Genomic DNA, 20837 nt, shown 5'->3' on the forward strand with positions numbered 1-20837 from the left:
GGGTCGGCGGTGAGCCGCGCCTGCTCGACGTACTCGGCCCCCAGGCGGGACCAGCCGGCGGCGTCCGCCGGGGAGGTGCGCAGTCGCTGCTGGTCGGCGGCGATGGCCCGGCCGAGCGGGCTGCCGTCCGCCCCCGGGCCGGGGGCGGGGTGGGCGGCCTGCGGGACAGGTGCCGGTCCTTCCCGGCCGAGGGCGCCGAACGCGGCCAGGCAGCCGCACAGGGCGGCGGTGGTGAGCAGCAGGGGTAGACGGCGCATGCCGGTCCTTCGGTCGTCCGGGACGGGGCGGGTCGGAGCGGGATGGAGCAGGTCGGAGCGGGATGGAGCAGGTCGGAGCAGGGTCGAGTGGGGCGGGGCCGCGTGGGGCGGCGGGCGGACCCCGGGGGAGCGCGCCCGCCGCCCCGACGGTCAGTTGGCCTGGTTGACGGCCTTGGCGTACGGCAGCGCGACGTACGGGAAGGTGCCGGAGAACGGCCGGTCGGCCTGGTTGACGCCGTCACCGGCGGCCAGGGCGCCGATCAGGTGGCCGGGGGTGGCGCCCTCCATCACCTGGAGCGCGATGTCGACCACGTCGTCGGTCAGCCGGCGGCCGTTGGGGAAGCCCTGGAAGTCGCCGTTCAGGACGCCGAGCCGGTCCGGGTTCGCGGTGACCGGGGTGGACATGTTGAGCCGCAGCTCCTCGGCGGGGACGAAGCAGTTCGGGTCGATGTCCTGGTTCATCAGCTGGGAGTTGAGGTCGACCTGGAAGGGGCCGCCGGTGGCCTTGGCGATACCGGTCAGGAAGATCTCCTGGAGGTCGGTGCGCGGGGTGGCGGGCGCAGGCAGGCCGTAGATCGCCTGGATGAGCTGCGGCACCTCGGGGTTGAGCACCTTGTTGACCACGGCGGGCTGGTTGTGGTCCTCGGACGGCGGAAGGGCGTTGAACGCGTCCTTGAGGCCGGCGGGCACCACCACCTCGTTGACCAGCGGGTTGCCCAGCCGCGAGACCTGCACGTACTTTCCGACCGGCTCCTCCTTGCCGGGGCTGAGCTTCATGGTCTGCTTCTCGGTGCTCGACCAGACGCCGATGACCGGGTTGCGGCCCGCGTCGCCCTTGAACGCCAGCTCGCTCTTGGGGATCTGGATGGAGAGGGTGTTCACGTTGTACCCGGCCAGGGTGTTCTGGCCGGTCTCCGAGAGGTTGCCGCCGTAGAGCAGGTCGAAGACCCGCAGGTCGAGGAAGAACGGGTCGGCGGCCTGGGTCGCCACGGTCCGCCCGCCGTTCGGCAGCTGGACGGTGGCCTGGTTGCGCAGCTGCCCGTAGTTGGGCATGGAGGCCTTGCCGGTGTCGGACGGCGCGGCGGTGCCGTGCTCGACCAGCGTCCTGGGCTTACAGCCCGGGCGCAGCTCCTGGAGCGTGTAGTACTGGCGGAACAGCAGGGTGGGGTCGGTGAGGTTGTTCACCACGCCGTTGTTGTAGAGGAAGGTGTTGGTGCCGCGCAGGTCCTCGGTGTGGAAGGTCCAGCGGTAGGTGATGTCGGGCTTGCCGGTGCCCTGGGAGTCGATGTTGATGTCGTAGTGGGCGCCGTCGGCCCAGGGGTAGAAGTTCGGTCCGCCGTTGGGCTCCTGGAACGGGAGCCAGTTGGCGACCAGGGTGACGGTGTCCTGGGCGTCGGGGCTGGTGAACGCGTACACGTCGGTGTTGTCGACCTGCGGGTCCGCGGCGATCAGCGGGGCCTCGCGGTGGCTGGACGCCGAGCCGACACCCGCGCCGGGGCCGGCCAGCATGCTGCTCGCCAGGGCCAGGCCCAGCACGCCGAGGGTGGCGGCGGTGCGGAGGGTGGACGTCGGTCGGGGGCGTCCGGGCAAACGGTTCATCGTTCTCGCTTCCGGTGGGGCGGCAGAGCGCCCGGGGAGACGTGACCGGCCCTTGACCGGGCCGGTCACGCGAGGGCGACGGACGCCCTCCTCCGCCGTTCGGCACCGCGGACGGGGTGGACTGCGCGGGTCACCCGCGCGGCCCAGCACCGTCACCCGGTCGGCGGGTCGGCGGGTCGGCGGGGTCGGCGGGGTCGGCGGGGTCGGCGGGGTCGGCGGGGTCGGCGGGGTCGGCCAGGGGTCGGGCGTCCGGATCGCGGGCCGCTCACGGCGATCTCGGATGATCGGATTCCGGTTGCGGGTGGCCAGATGCGGTCATCATCTTTCATCTGATGAGCAGTCAAGAATGGCGCGGATACCGTGAATTGACGGCACTCGGACGAGTGGCGGCTGGCTGTGCATCCGGTTGAGGGGTGGCGTACATGGCACTGATTCCCGACGGCAGGGCAGTTCGGCGAGGTCCCCGGCGAAGGCTGAGACGCGGAACGGCGGTGGCGCTGGCCGGCGTGCTGCTGGGGACGGCGGGGGCGGTGCTGCCGGCCGCCGAGGCGCACGCGGAGTCGGCGGCGGGGCTGGTCTACATCGCCAACCTGCGCGGCAATTCGGTCACCGCCTACGATCCGGCGACCGGGACGGTGGCCGCCACCATCCCGGTCGGCGCCTTCCCGGAGGGCGTCGCGGTCTCGCCCGACGGCACGCAGGCGTACGTCGGCAACAACGGCTCCGACTCCGTCTCGGTGATCGACACCGCGACCGACACCGTCACCGCCACCATCGCGGTCGGCCGGCTCCCGGGGCCGGTGACCTTCGCGCCGGACGGGGCGCACGCCTACGTGGGCCGCTTCATCAGCCCCGGCGTCGGTGGCGTGGACGTGATCGACACCGCCTCCCGCACGGTCACCGCCACCGTGCAGGTCGGCAACCAGCCGACCGGGATCGCGCTGACCCCGGACGGCCGGCGCGCCTACGTCGCCAACTTCGTCGGCAGCTCGGTCTCGGTGATCGACACCGCCACCGACACCGTGACCGCCACCATCGCCCGGGCCGACGCCAGGACCCCGAACGGGATCGCGGTCGCCCCCGACGGCGCGCACGTCTACACCGCGAACTTCAACAGCAACAACGTCTCGGTGATCGACACCGCCACCGACACGATCACCGCCGTCGTCCCGGTCGGCGCCGGCCCGGCGAGCGTCGCGCTGTCGCCGGACGGGCACTTCGCTTACGTCGCCGCCGAGAACGGCAACACGGTGACGATCCTGGACACCGGGACCACCACCGTCGTCGCCACCGTGCCGGTCGGGTCCATCCCGACCGCCGTGCTGGCCGACCCGGACGGCGGCGCCGTGTACGTCGCCAACGGCGGCGCCAACACCCTGTCGGTGCTGGACACCGCCACCAACACCGTGACCGCCACCGTGCCCACCGGCAACGTGCCGTTCGGGCTGGCGATGGCCCCCGCGGCCCCCGCCGTCACCGCGCTCGTCCCCGACCACGGACCCACCGCGGGCGGCACCACCATCACCCTGACCGGCCGTCACCTGGCCGCCACCCGGGCCGTCACCATCGGCGGCACGCCGGCGACGAACGTGACCGTGGTCGACAGCACCACCGTCACCGCGACCGTCCCGCCGCACGCCGCCGGCACCGTGGGCGTGACCGTGACCACCGCGGGCCGTACCGTCGAAGCCGGCAGCTACACCTACCAGGACCCGGCTCCCGCCGTCACCGGCGTCGCCCCCGACCACGGCCCGGCCGCCGGCGGCACCACCGTCACCATCACCGGCACCCACCTGACCGGCGCCACCGCCGTCGCCTTCGGCACCACCCCCGCCACGTCCTTCACCGTCCGCAGCGACACGCAGATCACCGCGACCGCCCCCGCCACCAGCACCGCAGGACCGGTCGACGTCACCGTCACCACCCCGGCCGGCACCAGCGCCGCAGGCGCCGTCGACCGCTACGCCTACACCCGGGACACCACCCGGATCACGGCCGACCCGCTGCTGCTCGCCATCGCCCCCGGCCAGCTGACCGTCAACCTCAGACTGTCGGCGACGCTCACCGACACCACCACCGGCCGACCGGTGCCCGGCGCCACCGTCACCTTCGCCGTCGGCGCCACCCCCGTGTGCACCGCCGTCACCGGCGCGGACGGCACCGCCACCTGCACCGGGGCCTGCCCGGTCCTCACCGTCCTGTTGAACCTGGGCTACACCGCCGGCTACGGCGGCGCCCCGAACCTCGACCCCGCCACCGCCCGGGCGGGCCTGATCCGGATCGGCTGACCCCGGCCGCCACCACGAAGGCCGCCACGCCCCGTGGCGGCCTTCCCGGTCAGCGCCGGGCTCCGGGGCCTATCCGACGGTCGCGCCGGGGTCGACCCGGGTCAGCTCGCGGCTCGCCTCCCACAGCCGCGCCGCGGCGGCGGTGTCGGTCAGGTGCGGCCACACCGGCTCGCGCCGCGGTTCGCCGCGCAGGCCGAGGACGCGCGGTCCCCACAGCTGGCCCCCGCGGACGGTCGGATCGAGCACGGCGCGCACCGCGGGCCACGCGCCGGCGTGCTTGCCCTGGAGCAGCAGGGCCGCAGGTGCAGCGCCCAGCCGCGCGCCGGCCCTCCGCACGTGGACCGGCGCTCGCGAGGGCGTGAGCGAGTCCAGCGCGCCGCCGGGATGCACCACCACGCTGCTCACCGTGCTGCCGACGGCCCGCAACCGGCGGTCGAGCTCGATGCCGAAGGTCATCTGCGCCAGCTTGGAACGCCCGTAGCTGCGCTTGGGCCGGTAGTCGTGGCGGCTCTGCAGATCGGCCAGGTCGAGGCGCTCGGACTTCGCCGCGAAGCTGCCCATGGTCACCACCCGGCCCGCCGGGGCGGCCGACAGCAGCGGCATCAGCCACCGGGTCAACGCGAAGTGCCCGAGGTGGTTGGTGGCGAACATGAGCTCGTGGCCGTCCGCCGTCTCCTGCCGCGGCGGGTCGTCCAGCGCCACCCCGGCGTTGTGGACCACCGCGTCGAGGTGGTCCACCCCCAGCGCCCCCACCGCCGCGTCGAGCGACGGGAGGTCGGCGAGATCCAGCCGGACGCTCCGGACCCGCGCTCCGGCGACCCGGGAGCGGATCGACGCGAGGGCGCCGGCGGCCTTCGCGGGGCTCCGGCAGCCCAGGACCACGGTCGCCCCGGTGGCCGCCAGCTGCTCCGCGACGAAGTACCCGATGCCGGCGTTGCCGCCGGTCACCAGGTAGACGCCGGCGTGGGCACGCGGCAGCCGGTGGACGTTCCAGGGCGGCTGAGCGGGAACGGGCGGCGGAGTGGGAACGGGTGGCTGAGCGGGAACGGGCGGCATCGACGGGGCTCCCTCGCTGGTGCGGACGACCGCCGGCCGGCCGCCTCGCCGTCCACGGTGCCGGTGGCCACCCACACCCCGCCCACAGACCACCGGCAGCGCTGCCGGACCGCTGACATCCGACCGACAGCGGCGGCGCCGCCCGCCCGACCCCGCTCCGGATTCCCCGCAGTCGCGGGCGGCGGCGGTCGGGCGTAGACCGGAGGGATGACGGGGTTCGGTGGTGCGGACGGGCCCGGCGCGGGTGGCGAGCCGGAGCTCTGCGACCGGTGCGGCGCGCTCGTACCCGGCCCGGAGCTGGTGGTCCTGCGGGTGCCGGACTCCTCGGCGGTGGCCGGTGACGTCAGCTTCGACGGCGAACGCCTGCTGCGCGCCTGCGGCGAGGCCCACCTGATCGAGCTGGCCGCCGCCTACCAGCGCCGCCCGTTCGTCACAGAGGAACTGTGGTCCGGGCAGATCACCCGGGCGGTGCGGCGACTGGGTCCGCTGGACGACGAGGAGGAGCTGTACGACCGGGTGGTCGCGACGACCGGTCTGAGCGAGGAGCAGCTGATGCGGGCCGCCGCCTGGCAGGAGAGCCACGGCCGTCCGCTCGGGCCGGGGCTGGTCTGAGCCGCCCGGCCCGGACCGGCCCACCGGGTGGATCAGCGGGCGCTCCAGACGGGGCACCGCGGTTCGTGGCGGCGCACGATGGCGAAGCCGCCGCCGGCCAGGGACCGGCGGGTGCGGGTGACCGCGCAGCAGCCGACCCGCGGGGCGGGGAGCGCCTGCTCCGGTCCGGGCGCGACGGACGTGCGCGGCGGCGGTCCGGGCTTGGGCGGCCCGGCGCAGGGGCGCGGCGCGACCCGGACGGGCGAGCCGACGGTCGTGGTGGGCAGGCTGAGGGCGCGGGCCTGGCTGCGGCGGCGGTTGCGGCGATGCGACATGCGGCTCATCTGCCCCCGTTCCGGCGATTCATGAACACCCCGTCCGCGCGGCGGTCACGCCGGAGCGATGTCCGGTTTCCCGGAGCGCGGCGGGGGCAGCCGACAGCCATGCATCGACCCTGTGCCCCGTGGACCGACAGTTCCCTCCCGCTGCTGGCGCAGGGCTACGCCTGGCTGCCGGACCTGCGCCGCCGCAGGCTCGGGCCGGTGGCGCGAGCCCGGTTGGTGGGACGGCCGGTGGCGGCGCTGCACGGACCGGACGCGGTGCGTTTCTTCTACGACGAGCGGCACGTCCGCCGGGCCGGCGCGCTGCCCGAGCCGGCCCGGAGCACGCTCTTCGGCCACGGCGGCGTGCACTCCCTCGACGGGCAGGTCCACCGCTTGCGCAAGGCGATGTTCCTGGGGATCCTCGCCGACCCGGCTGCCGTCCGCTCGCTGGTCGACCACGTCGAGGCGGCCTGGGACGCGGCCGTGCCCGCCTGGGCCGAGCAGCCCCGGGTCGTCCTGCTGGACGCCGCCGCCGAGGTGATCACCGCGGGCGTCTGCCGCTGGGCCGGTGTCGGCCTCGTGCCGGAGGAGGTCGGCCCGGTCGCCCGCGACCTGACGGCCATGGTGGACGGGTTCGCCACCGCGGGCCCGCGTCACTGGCGCGGCCGGCTGGCCCGCCGCCGGCGGGAGGCCTGGCTCGTCGATTTCGTGGAGCGGGCGCGCGCCGGGCAGCAGGTGTTCGCGTCCGGTTCCGCCGCGGAGACGGTGGCCCTGCACCGCGACGCGGACGGCGACCTGCTGGAGCCGCGGGTGGCGGCGGTCGAGCTGCTGAACATCCTGCGCCCCACCGTCGCCGCCTGCTGGTACCTCACCTTCGCCGCCCATGCCCTGCACCGTCGGCCCGAGCTCGGTGCCCGGCTGGCCGAGGGCGGCGCAGCGTTCGCCACCGCGTTCGCCCAGGAGGTCCGCCGCTTCTACCCGTTCGCGCCGTTCGTCGGTGGCCGGGCGGTCCGTGACCTGACCTACCGGGGCGTTCCGATCGCCGAGGGCACGCTCGTCCTGCTCGACCTCTACGGGCAGAACCACGACCCGGCGCTGTGGGGGGACCCGTACGCCTTTCGGCCGGAACGGTTCCTCGACCGCCCGGCCGATCCCGAGGTGCTGATCCCGCAGGGCGGCGGCTCGGCCACCGGCCACCGCTGCCCCGGCGAAGGGGTCGTCCTCGGGATCCTGGAATCGCTCGCGCAACGCCTGGCCCGCCTCGAGTACACCGTCCCGGACCAGGACCTGACCATCCCGCTCGGCCGGATGATCGCCCGGCCCCGCAGCGGCTTCGTCCTGGAGGGCGTCCGCGCCTGACATTGCCTGGCCCCGTCGAGCGCCGACCGCCGGTGAACGGGGTCGCGGCAATGAGCGCCTGACGAGTCGTCAAGTCTGTTGCTGCTACTGGCTGTTGAACCGGTTGCGGGAGGTCTCGATGTGGCCGAGGTACCGGTGGGTCCAGTCGCACAGTCCGTCGATCGTCACCCGTAGGGCCTGGCCCGGCTCGGTGAGGGTGTACTCCACCCGCGGCGGCACGACCGGGTGCACCGTCCGCTCCACCAAGCCGTTGCGCTCCAGCATGCGCAGGTTCTGGGTGAGCATCTTGTGGCTGATGCCCTCGATCCGGTCCCGCAGCTCACCGAAGCGCACAGTCTGCTCCCCGAGGGCCTCGATGATCAGGAGGGCCCACTTGTTGGCGACGTCCGAGAAGATCTCCCGGGCCAGGGAGTCGGCGCGCCGCACGTCCGCCTCGTCGAGCGGGCCGTCGAGCTGCTTGGTCACCATCTGGTACCCCAGTCACCGAAAAGTGCGTTCTTCCATGTCAGCGACCACTCTCCTACGGTTCCTGAGTAACCACAAGAGAGCGACCGCCTCGCGGGACGCCCTCGATGAACAAGGAGCCGCAGCATGCCCATCACCCTGATGAACCCCGACGGCCTGCCGAAGATCGACGCCTACCGGCAGGTGTCCGTCGCGACCGGATCGAAGCTGGTCTTCGTCGCGGGCCAGGTCGCCTGGGACGAGGACGGCGTCACGGTCGGCGAGGGTGACCTCGCCGCCCAGGTCGAACAGTGCTATCTCAACGTCGGCACCGCCCTGGCCGCGGTCGGGGCCACCTTCGAAGACGTGGCGAAGCTGAACCTCCACGTCGTCGGCTGGACCCCCGACATGATGCCGCTGCTCATGGAGGGGATCACCCGGGCCGCCACCAAGCTGGGCGTGACCGCGACCCCTCCGGCCACCATGCTGGGGGTTGCGGCCCTCGACGTACCCGAGCACCTGGTCGAGCTCGAGGCCGTCGCGGTCCTCGCCTGACCTGACCGGCTCGGCCCCCGACGGCGTGGCGCGGTGCGCCCAGGGCCGTCGGGGGCCGAGCCGGTCGCCGGCAGGGTCCCCGCGGCTGTCGGTGGCCCGGCGTAGTGTCGTGCTCGACCGTGAGACAGCCGACCTACGACGCTTCCGGGTGATCCGATGACCACTGTCCGTGCCGGGGGGATCGCCCTGGGCATCGAGTCGTTCGGCGCGGAGGGCGCGCCGCTGATGCTGCTCGTGGGCGGGACGACGATGCTGTCCTGGCCCGACGCGCTGTGCGAGCGGCTCGCCGCCGGCGGGCGCCGGGTGGTGCGCTACGACCTGCGCGACAGCGGGGAGTCGACGACCGAGGATCCGCTGGCGCCCGCCTACACCCTGCGCGACCTCGCCGCCGACGCGGCGGCCCTCGTCGAGGAGCTCGGCGGAGGGCCGGCGCATCTCGCGGGGATCGGCGTGGGCGGGATGGTCGCCCAGGTGGCCGCGCTCGACCGTCCGGAAGCGTTCTCGGCGCTGACCCTGGTCGGCACCCGCGCGGTGGCCCCCGGCCCGGTCGACGACGACCTCCCCGACCACGACGGGGAGACGATGGGCCGGCTGTTCTCGCGTTCCCTGCCCGACTGGGGCGACCGCGAGGCGGTCGCGGACTTCGCCGCGTCCGGTGCGGAGATCCGCGGCGACGACCCGGTCGCCGCCCGCGCGACCGCCGCGCGGATCTGGGACCGCACGCCCGGCACCGGGCCGGCGGTCCAGATGGCCAATCAGATGGGCCTGGTGTTCTCCCGGCTCGACTGCGCACCCCGCTGGCGCGAGCGCCTGTCCGGGATCGGGATCCCCACCCTGGTCGTGCACGGCCGCCGCGACCGGTTCTTCCCCGTCGGCAACGGCGAGGCGCTCGCGCGCGGGATCCCCGGGGCCCGGTTGCTCGTCCTCGACGAGGCCGCGACCTCGCTCCCCGACGCGGCGGCCGGCGCGGTCGCCGAGGCGATGCTCGCGCTGTGACAGCTGGTTCACGGCCTCATCGGCGCCATGGCCGAGGGCCCGGAGACGAAGGAGATCAGGATGGCGATCCAGCGGATGGACAACGTCGGCATCGTCGTGGACGACATGGACGCCGCCGTCGCGTTCTTCGAGGAACTCGGCCTGGAGCTGGAGGGCCGGGCCGAGGTCGAGGGCCGGTTCGCGGACCAGTGCACCGGCCTTGACGGCGTCCACTGCGAGATCGCGATGATGCGGACCCCGGACGGTCACAGCCGGCTGGAGCTGGCCAAGTACCGCAGCCCCGAGGCGATCGACCCCGGAGCACGCAGGCGCCCGCACAACATCCTGGGCACGCACCGGGTGATGTACGCCGTCGACGACCTCGAGGACACGGTGGCCCGGCTGCGCCCGCACGGCGCCGAACTCGTCGGCGAGATCGCCCGGTTCGAGGACAGCTACCTGCTCTGCTACCTCTACGGCCCGGCCGGGATCATCATCGGACTGGCGGAGGAATTGCACTGAACGCCACCGGACGGGTGGTGTACGTACCTCTTTCGAGTGGCTCGGCGATGACGAGGGCCACGGTGGGGAATCGACGCTGCGCCGGATGTACCGGCCTCCGTTCACCGAAGGAATCGTCATGCGTCTTCGTCACACCCTGGCCGCCGCGGCCGGTGCTCTGCTGATCACTGTGTCGGTGCCGAGCTCCGCCTATGCGGCCGACGGCGAGTTCGACTACACGGGGGGCCTCGGCCGGGCCCGTTCGCTCCTCCACCCGCCGAGCGGCGACTGCATCAACGTGCCGGGGGCCACCGACCTCCTCCCGGCCCACGCGCCGAAGAACTTCACCGACGCCACGGCCACGGTCTTCGTCGACTTCGACTGCGACGGCGACGTCTACTACGTGATGAACCCGGGCAAGGTGCTCGGCAATCAGCTCAAGTTCCGTTCGGTCATCTTCTCCTGACCTGGCCGTCGGCCCCGTCCCTCCTGGGGCGGGGCCTTCCCTGTGCTCGACCTCCGGGCCGGTGCCGGGTGGCGGTACGACTTGTTCACCCGTGCGGGTGCAGTCCGCGTATCGGTCATGACACGAACCATCCCGGCCGCCTATAAAGATGCCCGTCCTGTTGATCAACCGATGGGCTGTCGCCATGTTGCGCACCGTTCTGCGAGTCGCCGCCGCCGTCTCGCTCGCCTCCGCCGTCACCGCCGTCGCCGTGCCCCCGGCCACCGCCGCGCCGGTGGTCCCCGCCACCAGGGCGGCCGACGACGACCTCACCTCACCCTGCGGCCCCGTCCGCGACTACCGGGCCTCGGACTGGTGGCGCACCACGACGTTGCCGCAGATCGCCCAGCCGGTCGCGGCCAAGGCGACGCAGGAGAGCTGGCAGTGGCGCAACGACGTCAACACGCTCTGGCGCGGCGACACCCGGGAGAACGTGGAGGACATCTTCCGTGCGGGCTTCGTCCCGCGCGGCGACCAGGTGACCCCGCTCGCCGAGTACATCGTCCAGGGCGGTGGGCAGAACAGCGCGCACCTGAGCACGAGTTGTGAGATGTGGGTGGCGCAGAAGTTCGCCACCTACGGCACCACCAAGACGGGCTGGGTCTACGAGATCTACGCGCCCGGCGGCATCGACGTCAACGCCACCGCCCGGCTCAACAGCTACCAGTCGCCGTACCTGTGGAACAAGGAGATCGACTTCCCCGGCGGGCTGGAGGGCCGCTACCTCAAGGGCGCCTGCAAGTGGCACCTGACCGGTACCGACCCGGACACGAAGGTCAGCAGCTTCGAGAACCTCGGCTGCAAGTCCAACCCCGGCTTCGCGCCCTACGCGGGCTGAGGCGCAGCGCGCCGAGCGCTCGATCGGCCGGCGACGGGGGAGTAGCCCCCGCCGCCGGCCGTCGCACTCAGAGCCGCGGCGTGCGCGACGGCTCCGTGCGCCGGGTGCCGGTCGCCTCGAAGGCCGCGGCGAGGCCCAGCAGCGCGTTGTCCTCGTACGCGCGGCCCGCGAAGGTCAGGCCGACCGGCATGCCGGTGTCGGTCATGGTGCCCATCGGCACGGTCACCGTCGGGATGCCGAGGTGCCGGGGCACCAGGTTGCCGTTCGCGACCCAGACGCCGTTGCGCCAGCCGAGCTCGGCGGACGCCTCGGAGACGTCCATGTCCGCCGGCCCCACGTCGGCGACGGCCGGGAACACCACCGCGTCCAGGCGCAGTTCGTCCATCCACAGCTCCAGGTCGACCCGGCGGGTCTCCTCCAGGCCGCGCAGCCCCTGCTCCAGGTGCGGCATGTCGGTGAAGGAGGCGTACGGGCGCTCGCGCACGAACCGCGGGTACTCGCCGATGGTGTCGTCGAAACCGGCGTAGCGGTCAGGGAGTTCACCCTGCTGCTTGGGCCAGATCCGGTCGCCGTCGACCTCGGCCAGGGTGCCGAGCGCCGGGTCGCCGTTGGCGCGCAGGAAGTCGTCCCACGCCCAGGCGGACAGGTCCTCGATCTCGACCTTCAGGAAGTCCGGGCCGACCAGGCCGCGGGTGAGCAGCGAGGGTGCGCCGGGGCGGTCGGCTTCGTAGTTCGAGACGACGGGGAAGTCGACCTCGACCACCTCGGCGCCGGCCGCCTCCAGGTCGCGCCGCGCGGCCTCCCACAGCGCGAGCACCGAGGGGCGGGTGTCGATCCGGTGGCCGGTCTGACCGCCGATGCCGCCGTCCGGGTTGGTCCCGGCCCCGGGGTCGGCGTTGATGTACATCCGGGGCACGCCGACGCGCTTGCCGGCGAGCGCGGCGCGGGCCGCGGCGGCGTCGGTGGGGGCGAGCGCCGGGTACGAGGCGGGGCGTACCTGCGAGGCTGCGGGCAGCGCTATCCACGGCTGGGCGCGCCACAGGTCGCCGCGGGTGTGCGGGTCGTCGGCCACCACGACGTCGAGCAGTTCGAGCAGGTCGGCCATGGTGCGGGTGTGCGGGACCACGACGTCCATGGTCGGCACCAGCGGCCAGTTGCCGCGCACCGAGATGACGCCGCGGCTGGGGGTGTAGGCGCACAGCGCGTTGTTGGACGCGGGCGCGCGGCCCGAGGACCAGGTCTCTTCGCCGAGGCCGAACGCGCCGAACGAGGCCGCCGTCGCGGTGCCCGAGCCGTTGGACGAGCCGGAGCCGTACGCGCTGGTCAGCCAGTCGGCGCTGTACGGGCTCTCCGCGCGGCCGTACACGCCGCGCTGCATCCCGCCGTTGGCCATCGGCGGCATGTTGGTCAGGCCGATCAGCACCGCTCCGGCCGCGCGCAGCCGCTCGACGGCGAAGGCGTCCTGCTGGGCGACCAGGTGCTCGAAGGCCGGCGAACCGGCCGCGGCCGTCAGCCCCTTCGCGAGGTAGCTGTCCTTCGCGGTGTACGGGATGCCGTCCAGCGGGCCGAGCGTCTCGCCGCGTGCGCGGCGGGCGTCGGAGGCCTCGGCCTCGGCCCGGGCGTCCGGGTTCATCACGACCATCGCGTTGAGCGCGGTGGCGGTGCCTGGCCGGTCGTACGCCTCGATCCGCGCGAGGTAGGCGTCGAGCAGCTGGACCGCGGTGGCCTCGCCCTTCTCCAGCGCCGCGCGCAGGTCGGCGATACAGGTCTCCACAACGTCGAATCCGCGCGTCATGCGGGTACCTCCAGGATGGTCGGGTCGGACGGGCCGCGGCGCGGGGGTCGACCGGGCCTTGCGTCGCACTGACTAGATTTTCAGTCTAGACTACCGATCTAGCACCCTAGAATCGAGATGAGGCCATGCCGACGCCGGAGTCCGATCCCGAGCCGCCCGCCGCCGTCCTGCCCGCCCCGGCCCCGGCCGACCGCAGGCGCCGGCCCAGCGGCGACGAAGCACGGGGGCGGGCGATGCGCGCCGCCATCGGCGCGATCGCCGAGAAGGGCGCCGCCGCCGTCCGGATGTCGGACATCGCCGCACGGGCCGGCATGAGCACCGGCCACATCCTGTACCACTTCGGCAAGAAGGACCGGCTGCTGCTCGAGGTCCTGGTCTGGAGCGAGACGGACCTCGGCCACCGCTACCAGCAGGCCGCGGACCAGGCGGCCTCCCCGAGCGAGAAGCTGGCACTCTTCGTCCGGTACTACCTGCCCCGCCACCAGGGCGACGAGCGCTACGCCCTGTGGACGCAGGTCCTCGCCCAGCGCCACGACGACGCCGGCCGGCACCTCCTCACCACGCTGTCCGACACCTGGGAGGAGCGGTTGGCGGCCGTCGTGCGCGAGGGCCGGGCGGCGGGGGAGTTCGCCGAGGTGGACACCACCGAGTTCGTCATCAGGTCGGTGGCCATGCTCAACGGGCTGTCCGGGGACATCATGTTCGGCCGCTCGCGCTGGCAGCACGACTCCGCCGACGCCTTCGCCCTGACCGCCCTCGAACGCGAACTCCACCCACCCGCCCGGTGACCGCCGGTGCGCCGAGCACCGGGCCTGCCGAAATCCGTTGGCGCCGCTGCGGGGTCGGTTCCTACGATCGTGGCATCAACAAGCGTTGAGCGCTGGGACGCAAGCGGGGCTGTAACCCCTGCTCCTTCGGGATGGCGAGGTTCGATTCCTCGGCGACGCACTGGTCCGTAGCTCAGTTGGCCGGAGCAGCCGTCTCCAAAGCGGCGTGTCGCAGGTTCGAATCCTGCCGGACCAGCAGAATCCGTGGGGATCCGTACGCCGGTCGCCCACGTCGGTACGCGCCCGCTCAGGCGGCCCGGGTCGACGGTCGTGCCACGGGGGTGAGGGCCGCGTACTCCAGGGGGGCGGAGGGGTCGACGGACAGGTCGGCGGGTGCGGGGCGGGCTCCGGCGCGGGCGAGCAGGTCGCCGATGGCGGCGATCATCGCGCCGTTGTCGGTGCACAGGCGCAGCGCCGGGACGCGCAGCGTGATGCCGGCGGCGGCGCAGCGCTGTTCGGTGAGGGCGCGGATGCGGGAGTTGGCGGCGACGCCGCCGACCACGACGAGGGTGTCGATGCCGTGGTCGGTGCAGGCCCGGACCGCCTTGCGGGTCAGGGTGTCCGCGATCGCCTCCTGGAGGGCGGCGGCCGCGTCCGGGACGTGGGGTTCGGTGCCGGCGGCCCGTTGTGCCTCGACCCAGCGGGCGGCGGCGGTCTTGAGGCCGGAGAAGGAGAACGCGTACGGCGGGTCGTTCGGCCCGCTCAGCGGGCGCGGGAGGCGCACCGCGCGCGGGTCGCCGTCGCGCGCGGCGCGGTCGATCGCGGGTCCGCCGGGGTAGGGCAGGTAGAGGATCCGGGCGACCTTGTCGAAGCACTCGCCGGCGGCGTCGTCCAGGGTGTCGCCGAGGTGGACGATCGGGTCGCGGGCGAGGTCGCGGACCAGCAGCAGCGAGGTGTGGCCGCCGGAGACGATCAGCACCACGCAGGGGTCGGGCAGCGGCCCGCCGTCGAGGGTGGCGGCGGCCACGTGGCCGGCGAGGTGGTGCACCCCGTACAGCGGGACGCCCAGGGCGAACGCGTAGCTCTTGGCTGCGGCGACGCCGACCTGCAGCGCGCCGGACAGGCCGGGTCCGGTCGTCACGGCGAGGGCCCCGACGTCGGCGAGGGTGAGTCCGGCCCGCTCCAGCGCCTCGGAGACCACCGGGGCCACGGCGTGCACGTGCGCGCGGGCCGCGATCTCCGGTACCACGCCGCCGTACCGCGCGTGCTCGTCCATGCTCGACGCCACCGCGTGCCCCAGCAGCACGCCGTCCCGTACCAGGCCGGCGCCCGTCTCGTCGCAGGACGATTCGATCCCCAGCACCACCGGTGATTCCGGCATCCGTAGCCCCTAGTCCGCTCATGATGTGCAACTGCGACCATTGTGCAACAAGCTGGGGGTGGGTGTGGTCGCCCCAGGCGGTCACCGCTCAACGGTGCTTTTCGGTACGGCAGTTGCTCCCGGCTGCCGGAGGCGGGCGCGGTGGTGGGGCGTGCCCCGGGGTGGGAGTGCGTGGGCGCCGTAAAATCGGACCCGGATCGGGAGCGGCGGGACGGGGAGACGGATGGCGCGGGACGGTCGGGATGCCAGGCGCCCGCACGGGGAGCTGGTGGCGGACGTGCTGGCGGTGCTGTGGGCGTCCGGCGAGCCGATGACGGCGCAGCAGGTGAAGAGCGCGCTGCACCAGGACCTGGCCCGGACCACCGTGGCGACGATCCTCACCCGCCTGCACGAGAAGGGGACGGTGGAACGTACCCGGCCGGGCCGGTCGTTCGCCTACGCGCCGGTGGCCGACGCCGCCGGTCTGGCGGCCGGCCGGATGCGCCGCGAGCTGGAGCGGGAGCCGCAGCGGGACCTCGTGCTGAAGCGGTTCGTCTCCTCGCTGTCGGCCGACGACGAGGACGTGCTGCGGCGCCTGCTGCTGGAGGCGGAGGACGGGCCGGCGGCCGACCTCTGACGGTCACCGGCCCGCGCCCGGCGCCGTGAGCACGGCCCCGGTGGGGCCCGCCAGGGCGAGGACGGTGTCGGCGTGGGCCGAGACCAGCGGCAGGTCGTGGCTGACCAGCACGACCGCCAGGCCCCGCTCGTCGCGCAGGCGGCGCAGGAGTTCCATGATGCCGTCGGCGGTGGCCGGGTCGAGGGCGGAGGTGACCTCGTCGCAGAGCAGGACGTCCGGTTCGGCGGCCAGGGCGCGGGCGATGGAGACCCGTTGGCGCTGCCCGCCGGAGAGTTGGTGCGGGTGCCGGTCGGCGTGGTCGGCGGTCAGGCCGACGGCGGTGAGCAGTTCGGCGACGCGCTCGGCGCACCGCTCGGCGGGCAGGGCGAAGTGCAGCTTCAGCGGCCGGGTGAGGGTGGCGCCGACGGTGTGGGCGGGGTTGAGCGCGCCGAGCGGGTCCTGGGGGACGAGCTGGATGCGGCGCCGCTGGTCCGTGCTGCGGCGCCGGTAACCGGTGGCCAGCTGTTCGCCGCCGAGGGCGATGGTGCCGGCGTCGGGCCGGTGGAGGCCGGCGAGGGCGCGCAGCAGGGTGGTCTTGCCGCATCCGGACGGGCCGGTGATCCCGGTCAGTGTGCCGGGCCGCACGGTGAGGCCGAGGCCGGTGAACACCGGCCGGCGGGCCCGGCCGGTGCCGACCCGGGCTTCCAGCGCCGTCACTTCGACGAAGGGCGCTGTGCCGACCGCGGCGCCGACCGGTGGGCGGTACGGGGCCGGTGCGGGCGCGCTCGGTCCGGTGGTGGTGGTGCGGTGGGGCCGCAGGGCGAGGGTGTCGTCGGCGCACCGGGCCACGAAGTCGCCGTCGTGGCTGGTGAGGGCGACGGCGATGGAGTCGCGCTCGGCGAGTTCGCGCAGCAGCGCGGCGATGTCGTCGCGCAGCGCGGGGTCGAGACCGGCGGTGGGTTCGTCGAGCAGCAGGACGGCGGGCCGCCGGGCGAGCGCGCGGGCGAGCGCGACGCGGCGCTGCTGCCCGCCGGAGAGGGCTGCGGCGCGCCGCCGTTCGAGGTGCTCGCCGGTCGGCAGGTGGACGGCGCGCAGCAGGTCCGGTACGGAGGTGCGGCGGCGCTGCGGGGCGGTCTCGGTGATGAGTCGCTCCACGCGCATCCGCGGGTTGAGCCCCGAGCCCGGGTCCTGGCCGACGAAGGCCAGTCGGTGGCGGCGCAGCAGGCGCAGCTGGTCGGTGGGTAGGGCGAGGATGTCGTGGCCGAGGACGGTGAGGCTGCCCGCCGCGACCCGGGCGCCGGGGGGCAGGGCGCCGGCGAGGGCGCGCAGCAGGGTGGTCTTGCCGGCGCCGGAGGGCCCGGTGACGGCGGTGATCCGGCCGGGGGTGAGGGTGAGTTCGGCGTCCGTGAGCAGCGGGGTGCCGTGGAGGGTGACGGACAGTCCGGCGGCGTGGGCGGCGGGAGCGGTGGGAGTGGCGGGGGCGGTGGTGCTCACAGCGGGGTCTCCGGGGTGGGCCGGGCGGGGGCGAGGGCTTCGGCGGCGAGGTTGACACTGATCGCGAGCAGGCCGATGGCCAGGCAGGGGGCGCCGACGGCCCAGGGGTTGAGGGTGATCCCGGCGGCGTTCTCGCGGATCATCAACGCCCAGTCGGCTTCCGGTGGTTGGGGGCCCAGTTGGAGGAAGGCGGCGACCGAGACCAGGTAGACGCCCTCGACGAAGCGCAGGCCGAACAGCGCGAGGACGGTCGAGCGCAGGTTGGGCAGGACCTCGCGCACGGTCAGGTGCCAGAGCCCTTCGCCGCCCGCCGCCGCAGCCTCGACGTAGCCGGTGGCGGCGATCGGGGCGGCTGCGGCGGCGACGATCCGGACCGCGTACGGGATGCCGAGCAGGGTGGCGGCGGTGGCGACGGCGAGGCGTCCGCCGCCGGGCCAGGCCAGCGCGATCAGCATGATGGCGAGGACGGACGGCAGCAGGATGGTCAGGTCGGCGGCGCGTTCGATCCAGCGTCCGAGGGCGGGCCGCAGCACGGCGAGGATGCCGGTGGCGGTGGCGACCGCGGTGACGACCAGGGCGATGGCCAGGGCGGTGGCGATCAGCGGCGCGCCGCCGTTCAGCAGGCGGCTGAGCACGTCCCGGCCGAGCTGGTCGCCGCCGAGCGGCGCGTCGCCGCCCGCCCCGGCGTACGGGAAGGTGACCGGGGTGTCGATCGGGTGCGGTGCGAGCAGTGGTCCGGCCAGCGTGAGCGCGACCAGGACGAGGGCGGGGGCGACCAGGAGGGCGGCCGCGGGTGCCCTCCGACGCCGGGCGGCGGGTGCGGTCGGGGCGGGCACGGTCGGGGCGTCGGGCACGGTCGGGTCGGCGGGTGCGGTCGGGGCGTCGGCGGTCATCGGCGCTCGTCTCCGAGGGTGGTGGCGCGGATCAGGTCGGCGGTGAGCAGCAGCAGGCTGATGGCGGCGCCGGCCGCCGCCACCACCCCGGCGATCAGCGGGGTGTCGCGGTCGGTGATGGCGCCGGCCAGGATCGCCCCGATGCCGGGGTAGTTGAAGAGGGTCTCCACCACGACGGTGCCGCCGAGCAGCATGCCCGCCGAGGTGGCGATGCCGACGGCGACGGCGGGCAGCGCGCCGGGCAGCATGTGGTGGCCGAGCACGCGGCGCCGCGGCAGGCCGTCCAGGATCGCGGCCTGGACGTGCGGCAGGCCGGCCTGGTCGGCGAGCGCGCCGCGCACGATCCGGGTGTTCCAGCCGATCTGGGGGATCGCCAGGGAGAGCAGCGGCAGCACGAGCATGGTCCAGGATTCGGGCCGGCCGTCGGCCCCGGTGAGGGTGACGGCGGGCAGCCAGCCGGTCCACCGGGACAGCAGCAGGAGCAGCGCGACGGAGACCACGAACTCCGGGAGCGCGAACGCGGCGGTGGACAAGGCGTCGACGGCGCGGTCGGTGCGCCCGCCCGGGTGCAGGGCGGCCAGGCCGCCGAGCGCGAGGGCGCCGGCGGTGCTCAGGGCGAGTGCGAGGGTGCCGAGCAGGAGGGTGTTGGGGAAGGGGCCGGCCAGGACGTCGGTGACCTGCTGCCCGCGGGCGGTGGTGCCGAGGTCACCGGTGGGCAGCCCGGTCATCCAGTCCAGGAACCGTTCGGCGACCGGGCGGTCGAGGCCGAGCGCGACCCGGCGGGCGACGAGGTCGGCGGCGGTGACACCGCGGTCGGCGGTGGCGCCGGCGGCGTCGCCGGGCAGCAGTTCGACGGCGGCGAAGACGGCGGCGAGCAGCACGACGAGCAGGAGCAGGCGCCGGCCGGCCTGGTGGGCGGCGCGCCGGGCGACCCGGCCCGCACCGGGGAGGATGCGGGCCGGGAGGCCGTGCGGCGCGCGGGCGCCGGCCGGCTGGCGCGCGGTCAACGCGCCAGCCAGGTCTTCTCGAGCTGGACGCGGCCGTAGCCGGGGAGTTCGGGCAGGTCGCGGACGGCCGCGCCGGCCAGGTCGATGCCGTCGGCCATGCCCCACAGCAGGTAGCCGGAGCCGGCGTACTCGATCTCCTGGAGCCGGTGCAGCAGCTTGCCCCGCTCGGCGGCGTCCGGGGTGCCCATCGCCTTGCGGTAGGTCTCGTCGAAGGTCGGCTCGTTCCAGCCGGACTCGTTCTGGCCGGCGTCGGCGAGCATCGTCTTGGAGGCGAAGAAGACGACCGAGTCGTTGGTGCCCCAGTACGTGGTGTAGAGCGTGCCCTTGAGCCAGGTGGCGTCCCAGAAGGTCTTGGAGTCCTGCTTCACCACGTTGATCCGTACGCCGGCCTCGCGGACCTGGGTGGCGAACAGGGTCGCGGACTCGGCGAGGCCGGCGATGTCCTCGGTGGTGAGCAGGTCGTACGTCTTCGCGGTGTCGAAGCCGGCGTCGGCGAGCAGCTGCCGGGCCTTGGCGAGGTCGCGGGTGCGCTGCGGGACGTCCTTGGCGAAGGCCGGGTCGCCGGTGCCGAGGATGTCGTTGGCGATGCTGCCGTAGCCGGAGAGGCCCTGCTCGACCATGGCGGGGCGGTCGACGGCGAGCTTGAGGGCCTCGCGCACCCGCGGGTCGGCGAACGGGCCGTCGGCGGTGCGCATCACGATCGGCATCGCCATGTCGTTGGGGCGGCGGACGATCCGCACGTCACCCCGGGAGCCGGCGGTGCGGGCGGCGACGGCGCCGACGTTGGAGGCGACGTCGATCTGCCCGGCGAGCAGGGCGGCGGCCATCGCCTGCGGGCTCTCGAACAGGCGCACCTCGATGGCGTCCAGGTAGGGCTTGCCGCCGTACCAGGCGTCGTTGCGCACCAGGCGGGCGTTGCCGTCGCGGTACCAGTCGAGCTTGAACGGGCCGGTGCCGGGGGCGCCGGCGATCGCGTCGTCCTTGGTGTCCTTCTTCAGCACGAAGGTGGTCAGCCGGGTGAGCAGCGGCAGGTCGGCGTTGGGGTAGTCGGAGACGAGGACGACGGTCCTGGCGTCCTCGGCGGTGATGCCCTCGGGCTGGATGCCGGGCAGCCGGCTCTTGCCGGACGGGGTGTTGCGCAGGCGCCGGAGCGACCAGACGACGTCCTCGGCGGTGACCGGGGTGCCGTCGTGGAAGGTGGCGCCGTCGGCGAGGGTGAAGCGCCAGGTCCGCAGGTCGTCCGAGGGCTTCCAGGAGGCGGCCAGGCGGGGGGCGGTGTTGGTGGCCTTCCCGGGTGCCGCGAGCGTGTCGTAGAGCAGGCTGATGATCAGGTAGTCGCTCTCGTTGGCCTGGGTGCCGTGCGGGTCGCGGGTGACGGCGGACGCCTTGCCGAGCGCGCCGACCTTCAAGGTGCCGCCCGGGCGCGGCTGCTGGGAGGCTCCGCCGGAGGCCGCGTCCGCGGCCCCGCCCGTACCGCTGCTGCAGGCGGCGAGCACACCGGCCGCCCCCATGCCGGCTCCGGCCCACAGCAGCTGTCGTCTGGTGACGCCCACGTTCGTTCCTCGTTTCGGGTTGCGCTCGGATTGCTTAGGTTTACCTACCCTAAGTTCGCGA

The 20837-nt window shown here is 74.2% G+C and carries 20 protein-coding genes, 1 tRNA gene and 1 pseudogene; 11 read left to right on the forward strand and 11 right to left on the reverse strand.

Going from position 1 to position 20837, the window contains the following annotated elements; all coding sequences use genetic code 11:
* Both ABT014_RS26820 and ABT014_RS26825 read right to left on the reverse strand, forming a co-directional pair.
* Positions 1-257, reverse strand: a pseudogene (locus ABT014_RS26820) (tetratricopeptide repeat protein); the annotation flags it as partial.
* 150 nt (positions 258-407) lie between these two features.
* Positions 408-1856 (reverse strand): DUF4331 domain-containing protein, encoded by a 1449-nt coding sequence (locus ABT014_RS26825; protein ID WP_502895104.1) that lies wholly within the window; start codon positions 1854-1856, stop codon positions 408-410.
* A 491-nt stretch (positions 1857-2347) separates the two neighbouring features.
* Here ABT014_RS26825 and ABT014_RS26830 point away from each other — a divergent pair, with 491 nt between their 5' ends.
* The gene (locus ABT014_RS26830; protein ID WP_350641766.1) at positions 2348-4144 is read left to right on the forward strand and encodes an IPT/TIG domain-containing protein; all 1797 of its coding nucleotides are present in this window, start codon (positions 2348-2350) and stop codon (positions 4142-4144) included.
* 69 nt (positions 4145-4213) lie between these two features.
* On the opposite strand, the gene ABT014_RS26835 is transcribed toward ABT014_RS26830, so the two are convergent.
* Positions 4214-5200, reverse strand: coding sequence for an SDR family NAD(P)-dependent oxidoreductase (locus ABT014_RS26835; RefSeq protein WP_350641767.1), 987 nt, complete (start codon positions 5198-5200; stop codon positions 4214-4216).
* Positions 5201-5407: 207 nt separating this feature from the next.
* Here ABT014_RS26835 and ABT014_RS26840 point away from each other — a divergent pair, with 207 nt between their 5' ends.
* Positions 5408-5812 carry a hypothetical protein gene (locus ABT014_RS26840; protein WP_350641768.1) on the forward strand — a complete coding sequence of 135 codons (405 nt, stop codon included), beginning with the start codon at positions 5408-5410 and terminating at the stop codon, positions 5810-5812.
* A gap of 32 nt (positions 5813-5844) precedes the next feature.
* Here ABT014_RS26840 and ABT014_RS26845 read toward each other — a convergent pair whose 3' ends face one another.
* Positions 5845-6126, reverse strand: coding sequence for a hypothetical protein (locus tag ABT014_RS26845; RefSeq protein WP_350641769.1), 282 nt, complete (start codon positions 6124-6126; stop codon positions 5845-5847).
* A 108-nt stretch (positions 6127-6234) separates the two neighbouring features.
* Here ABT014_RS26845 and ABT014_RS26850 point away from each other — a divergent pair, with 108 nt between their 5' ends.
* Positions 6235-7473 (forward strand): cytochrome P450, encoded by a 1239-nt coding sequence (locus tag ABT014_RS26850; protein ID WP_350641770.1) that lies wholly within the window; start codon positions 6235-6237, stop codon positions 7471-7473.
* Positions 7474-7557: 84 nt separating this feature from the next.
* On the opposite strand, the gene ABT014_RS26855 is transcribed toward ABT014_RS26850, so the two are convergent.
* Entirely contained in the window at positions 7558-7941 is a 384-nt protein-coding gene (locus ABT014_RS26855; protein ID WP_350641771.1) for a winged helix-turn-helix transcriptional regulator, read from the reverse strand.
* A 123-nt stretch (positions 7942-8064) separates the two neighbouring features.
* Between ABT014_RS26855 and ABT014_RS26860 the strand changes: the two genes are divergently transcribed.
* The 5 genes from ABT014_RS26860 (at position 8065) to ABT014_RS26880 (ending at position 11291) form a co-directional block, all read left to right on the forward strand.
* Positions 8065-8472: a RidA family protein gene (locus ABT014_RS26860; RefSeq protein WP_350641772.1), complete on the forward strand. Its 408-nt coding sequence runs from the start codon at positions 8065-8067 to the stop codon at positions 8470-8472.
* Between the two features lie 156 nt (positions 8473-8628).
* Entirely contained in the window at positions 8629-9468 is an 840-nt protein-coding gene (locus ABT014_RS26865) for an alpha/beta fold hydrolase (protein WP_350641773.1), read from the forward strand.
* A gap of 60 nt (positions 9469-9528) precedes the next feature.
* On the forward strand, positions 9529-9969 hold the full coding sequence (locus ABT014_RS26870) for a VOC family protein (protein ID WP_350641774.1): 441 nt from the start codon (positions 9529-9531) through the stop codon (positions 9967-9969).
* Between the two features lie 118 nt (positions 9970-10087).
* Positions 10088-10414 carry a hypothetical protein gene (locus ABT014_RS26875; protein ID WP_350641775.1) on the forward strand — a complete coding sequence of 109 codons (327 nt, stop codon included), beginning with the start codon at positions 10088-10090 and terminating at the stop codon, positions 10412-10414.
* Positions 10415-10598: 184 nt separating this feature from the next.
* Positions 10599-11291, forward strand: coding sequence for a scabin-related ADP-ribosyltransferase (locus ABT014_RS26880; RefSeq protein ID WP_350641776.1), 693 nt, complete (start codon positions 10599-10601; stop codon positions 11289-11291).
* Positions 11292-11358: 67 nt separating this feature from the next.
* On the opposite strand, the gene ABT014_RS26885 is transcribed toward ABT014_RS26880, so the two are convergent.
* Positions 11359-13086, reverse strand: coding sequence for an amidase (locus ABT014_RS26885; RefSeq protein WP_350641777.1), 1728 nt, complete (start codon positions 13084-13086; stop codon positions 11359-11361).
* A 125-nt stretch (positions 13087-13211) separates the two neighbouring features.
* Between ABT014_RS26885 and ABT014_RS26890 the strand changes: the two genes are divergently transcribed.
* Both ABT014_RS26890 and ABT014_RS26895 read left to right on the forward strand, forming a co-directional pair.
* Positions 13212-13874 carry a TetR/AcrR family transcriptional regulator gene (locus tag ABT014_RS26890; RefSeq protein ID WP_350641778.1) on the forward strand — a complete coding sequence of 221 codons (663 nt, stop codon included), beginning with the start codon at positions 13212-13214 and terminating at the stop codon, positions 13872-13874.
* A gap of 161 nt (positions 13875-14035) precedes the next feature.
* Positions 14036-14109, forward strand: a tRNA-Trp gene (locus tag ABT014_RS26895).
* Between the two features lie 51 nt (positions 14110-14160).
* Here ABT014_RS26895 and tsaD read toward each other — a convergent pair.
* Positions 14161-15234, reverse strand: a complete 1074-nt coding sequence (gene tsaD, locus ABT014_RS26900) for a tRNA (adenosine(37)-N6)-threonylcarbamoyltransferase complex transferase subunit TsaD (protein WP_350641779.1) — start codon at positions 15232-15234, stop codon at positions 14161-14163.
* A 223-nt stretch (positions 15235-15457) separates the two neighbouring features.
* Between tsaD and ABT014_RS26905 the strand changes: the two genes are divergently transcribed.
* Complete coding sequence (locus ABT014_RS26905; RefSeq protein WP_350641780.1) at positions 15458-15850, forward strand: BlaI/MecI/CopY family transcriptional regulator; 393 nt, start codon at positions 15458-15460, stop codon at positions 15848-15850.
* A 3-nt stretch (positions 15851-15853) separates the two neighbouring features.
* Here ABT014_RS26905 and ABT014_RS26910 read toward each other — a convergent pair whose 3' ends face one another.
* From ABT014_RS26910 to ABT014_RS26925, 4 genes are read right to left on the reverse strand one after another with little or no spacing between them, the layout of a single operon-like run.
* On the reverse strand, positions 15854-17323 hold the full coding sequence (locus ABT014_RS26910; RefSeq protein ID WP_350641781.1) for an ABC transporter ATP-binding protein: 1470 nt from the start codon (positions 17321-17323) through the stop codon (positions 15854-15856).
* Positions 17320-18216, reverse strand: a complete 897-nt coding sequence (locus ABT014_RS26915) for an ABC transporter permease (RefSeq protein WP_350641782.1) — start codon at positions 18214-18216, stop codon at positions 17320-17322. The genes ABT014_RS26910 and ABT014_RS26915 overlap by 4 nt, the downstream gene beginning before the upstream one ends.
* Entirely contained in the window at positions 18213-19235 is a 1023-nt protein-coding gene (locus tag ABT014_RS26920) for an ABC transporter permease (protein WP_502895108.1), read from the reverse strand. The genes ABT014_RS26915 and ABT014_RS26920 overlap by 4 nt, the downstream gene beginning before the upstream one ends.
* The gene (locus ABT014_RS26925) at positions 19220-20776 is read right to left on the reverse strand and encodes an ABC transporter substrate-binding protein (RefSeq protein ID WP_350641783.1); all 1557 of its coding nucleotides are present in this window, start codon (positions 20774-20776) and stop codon (positions 19220-19222) included. The genes ABT014_RS26920 and ABT014_RS26925 overlap by 16 nt, the downstream gene beginning before the upstream one ends.
* Between the last annotated feature and the right edge of the window lie 61 nt (positions 20777-20837).

This window comes from Kitasatospora sp. NPDC094015 (assembly GCF_040304075.1).
In the GTDB taxonomy this organism is placed as follows: domain Bacteria; phylum Actinomycetota; class Actinomycetes; order Streptomycetales; family Streptomycetaceae; genus Kitasatospora.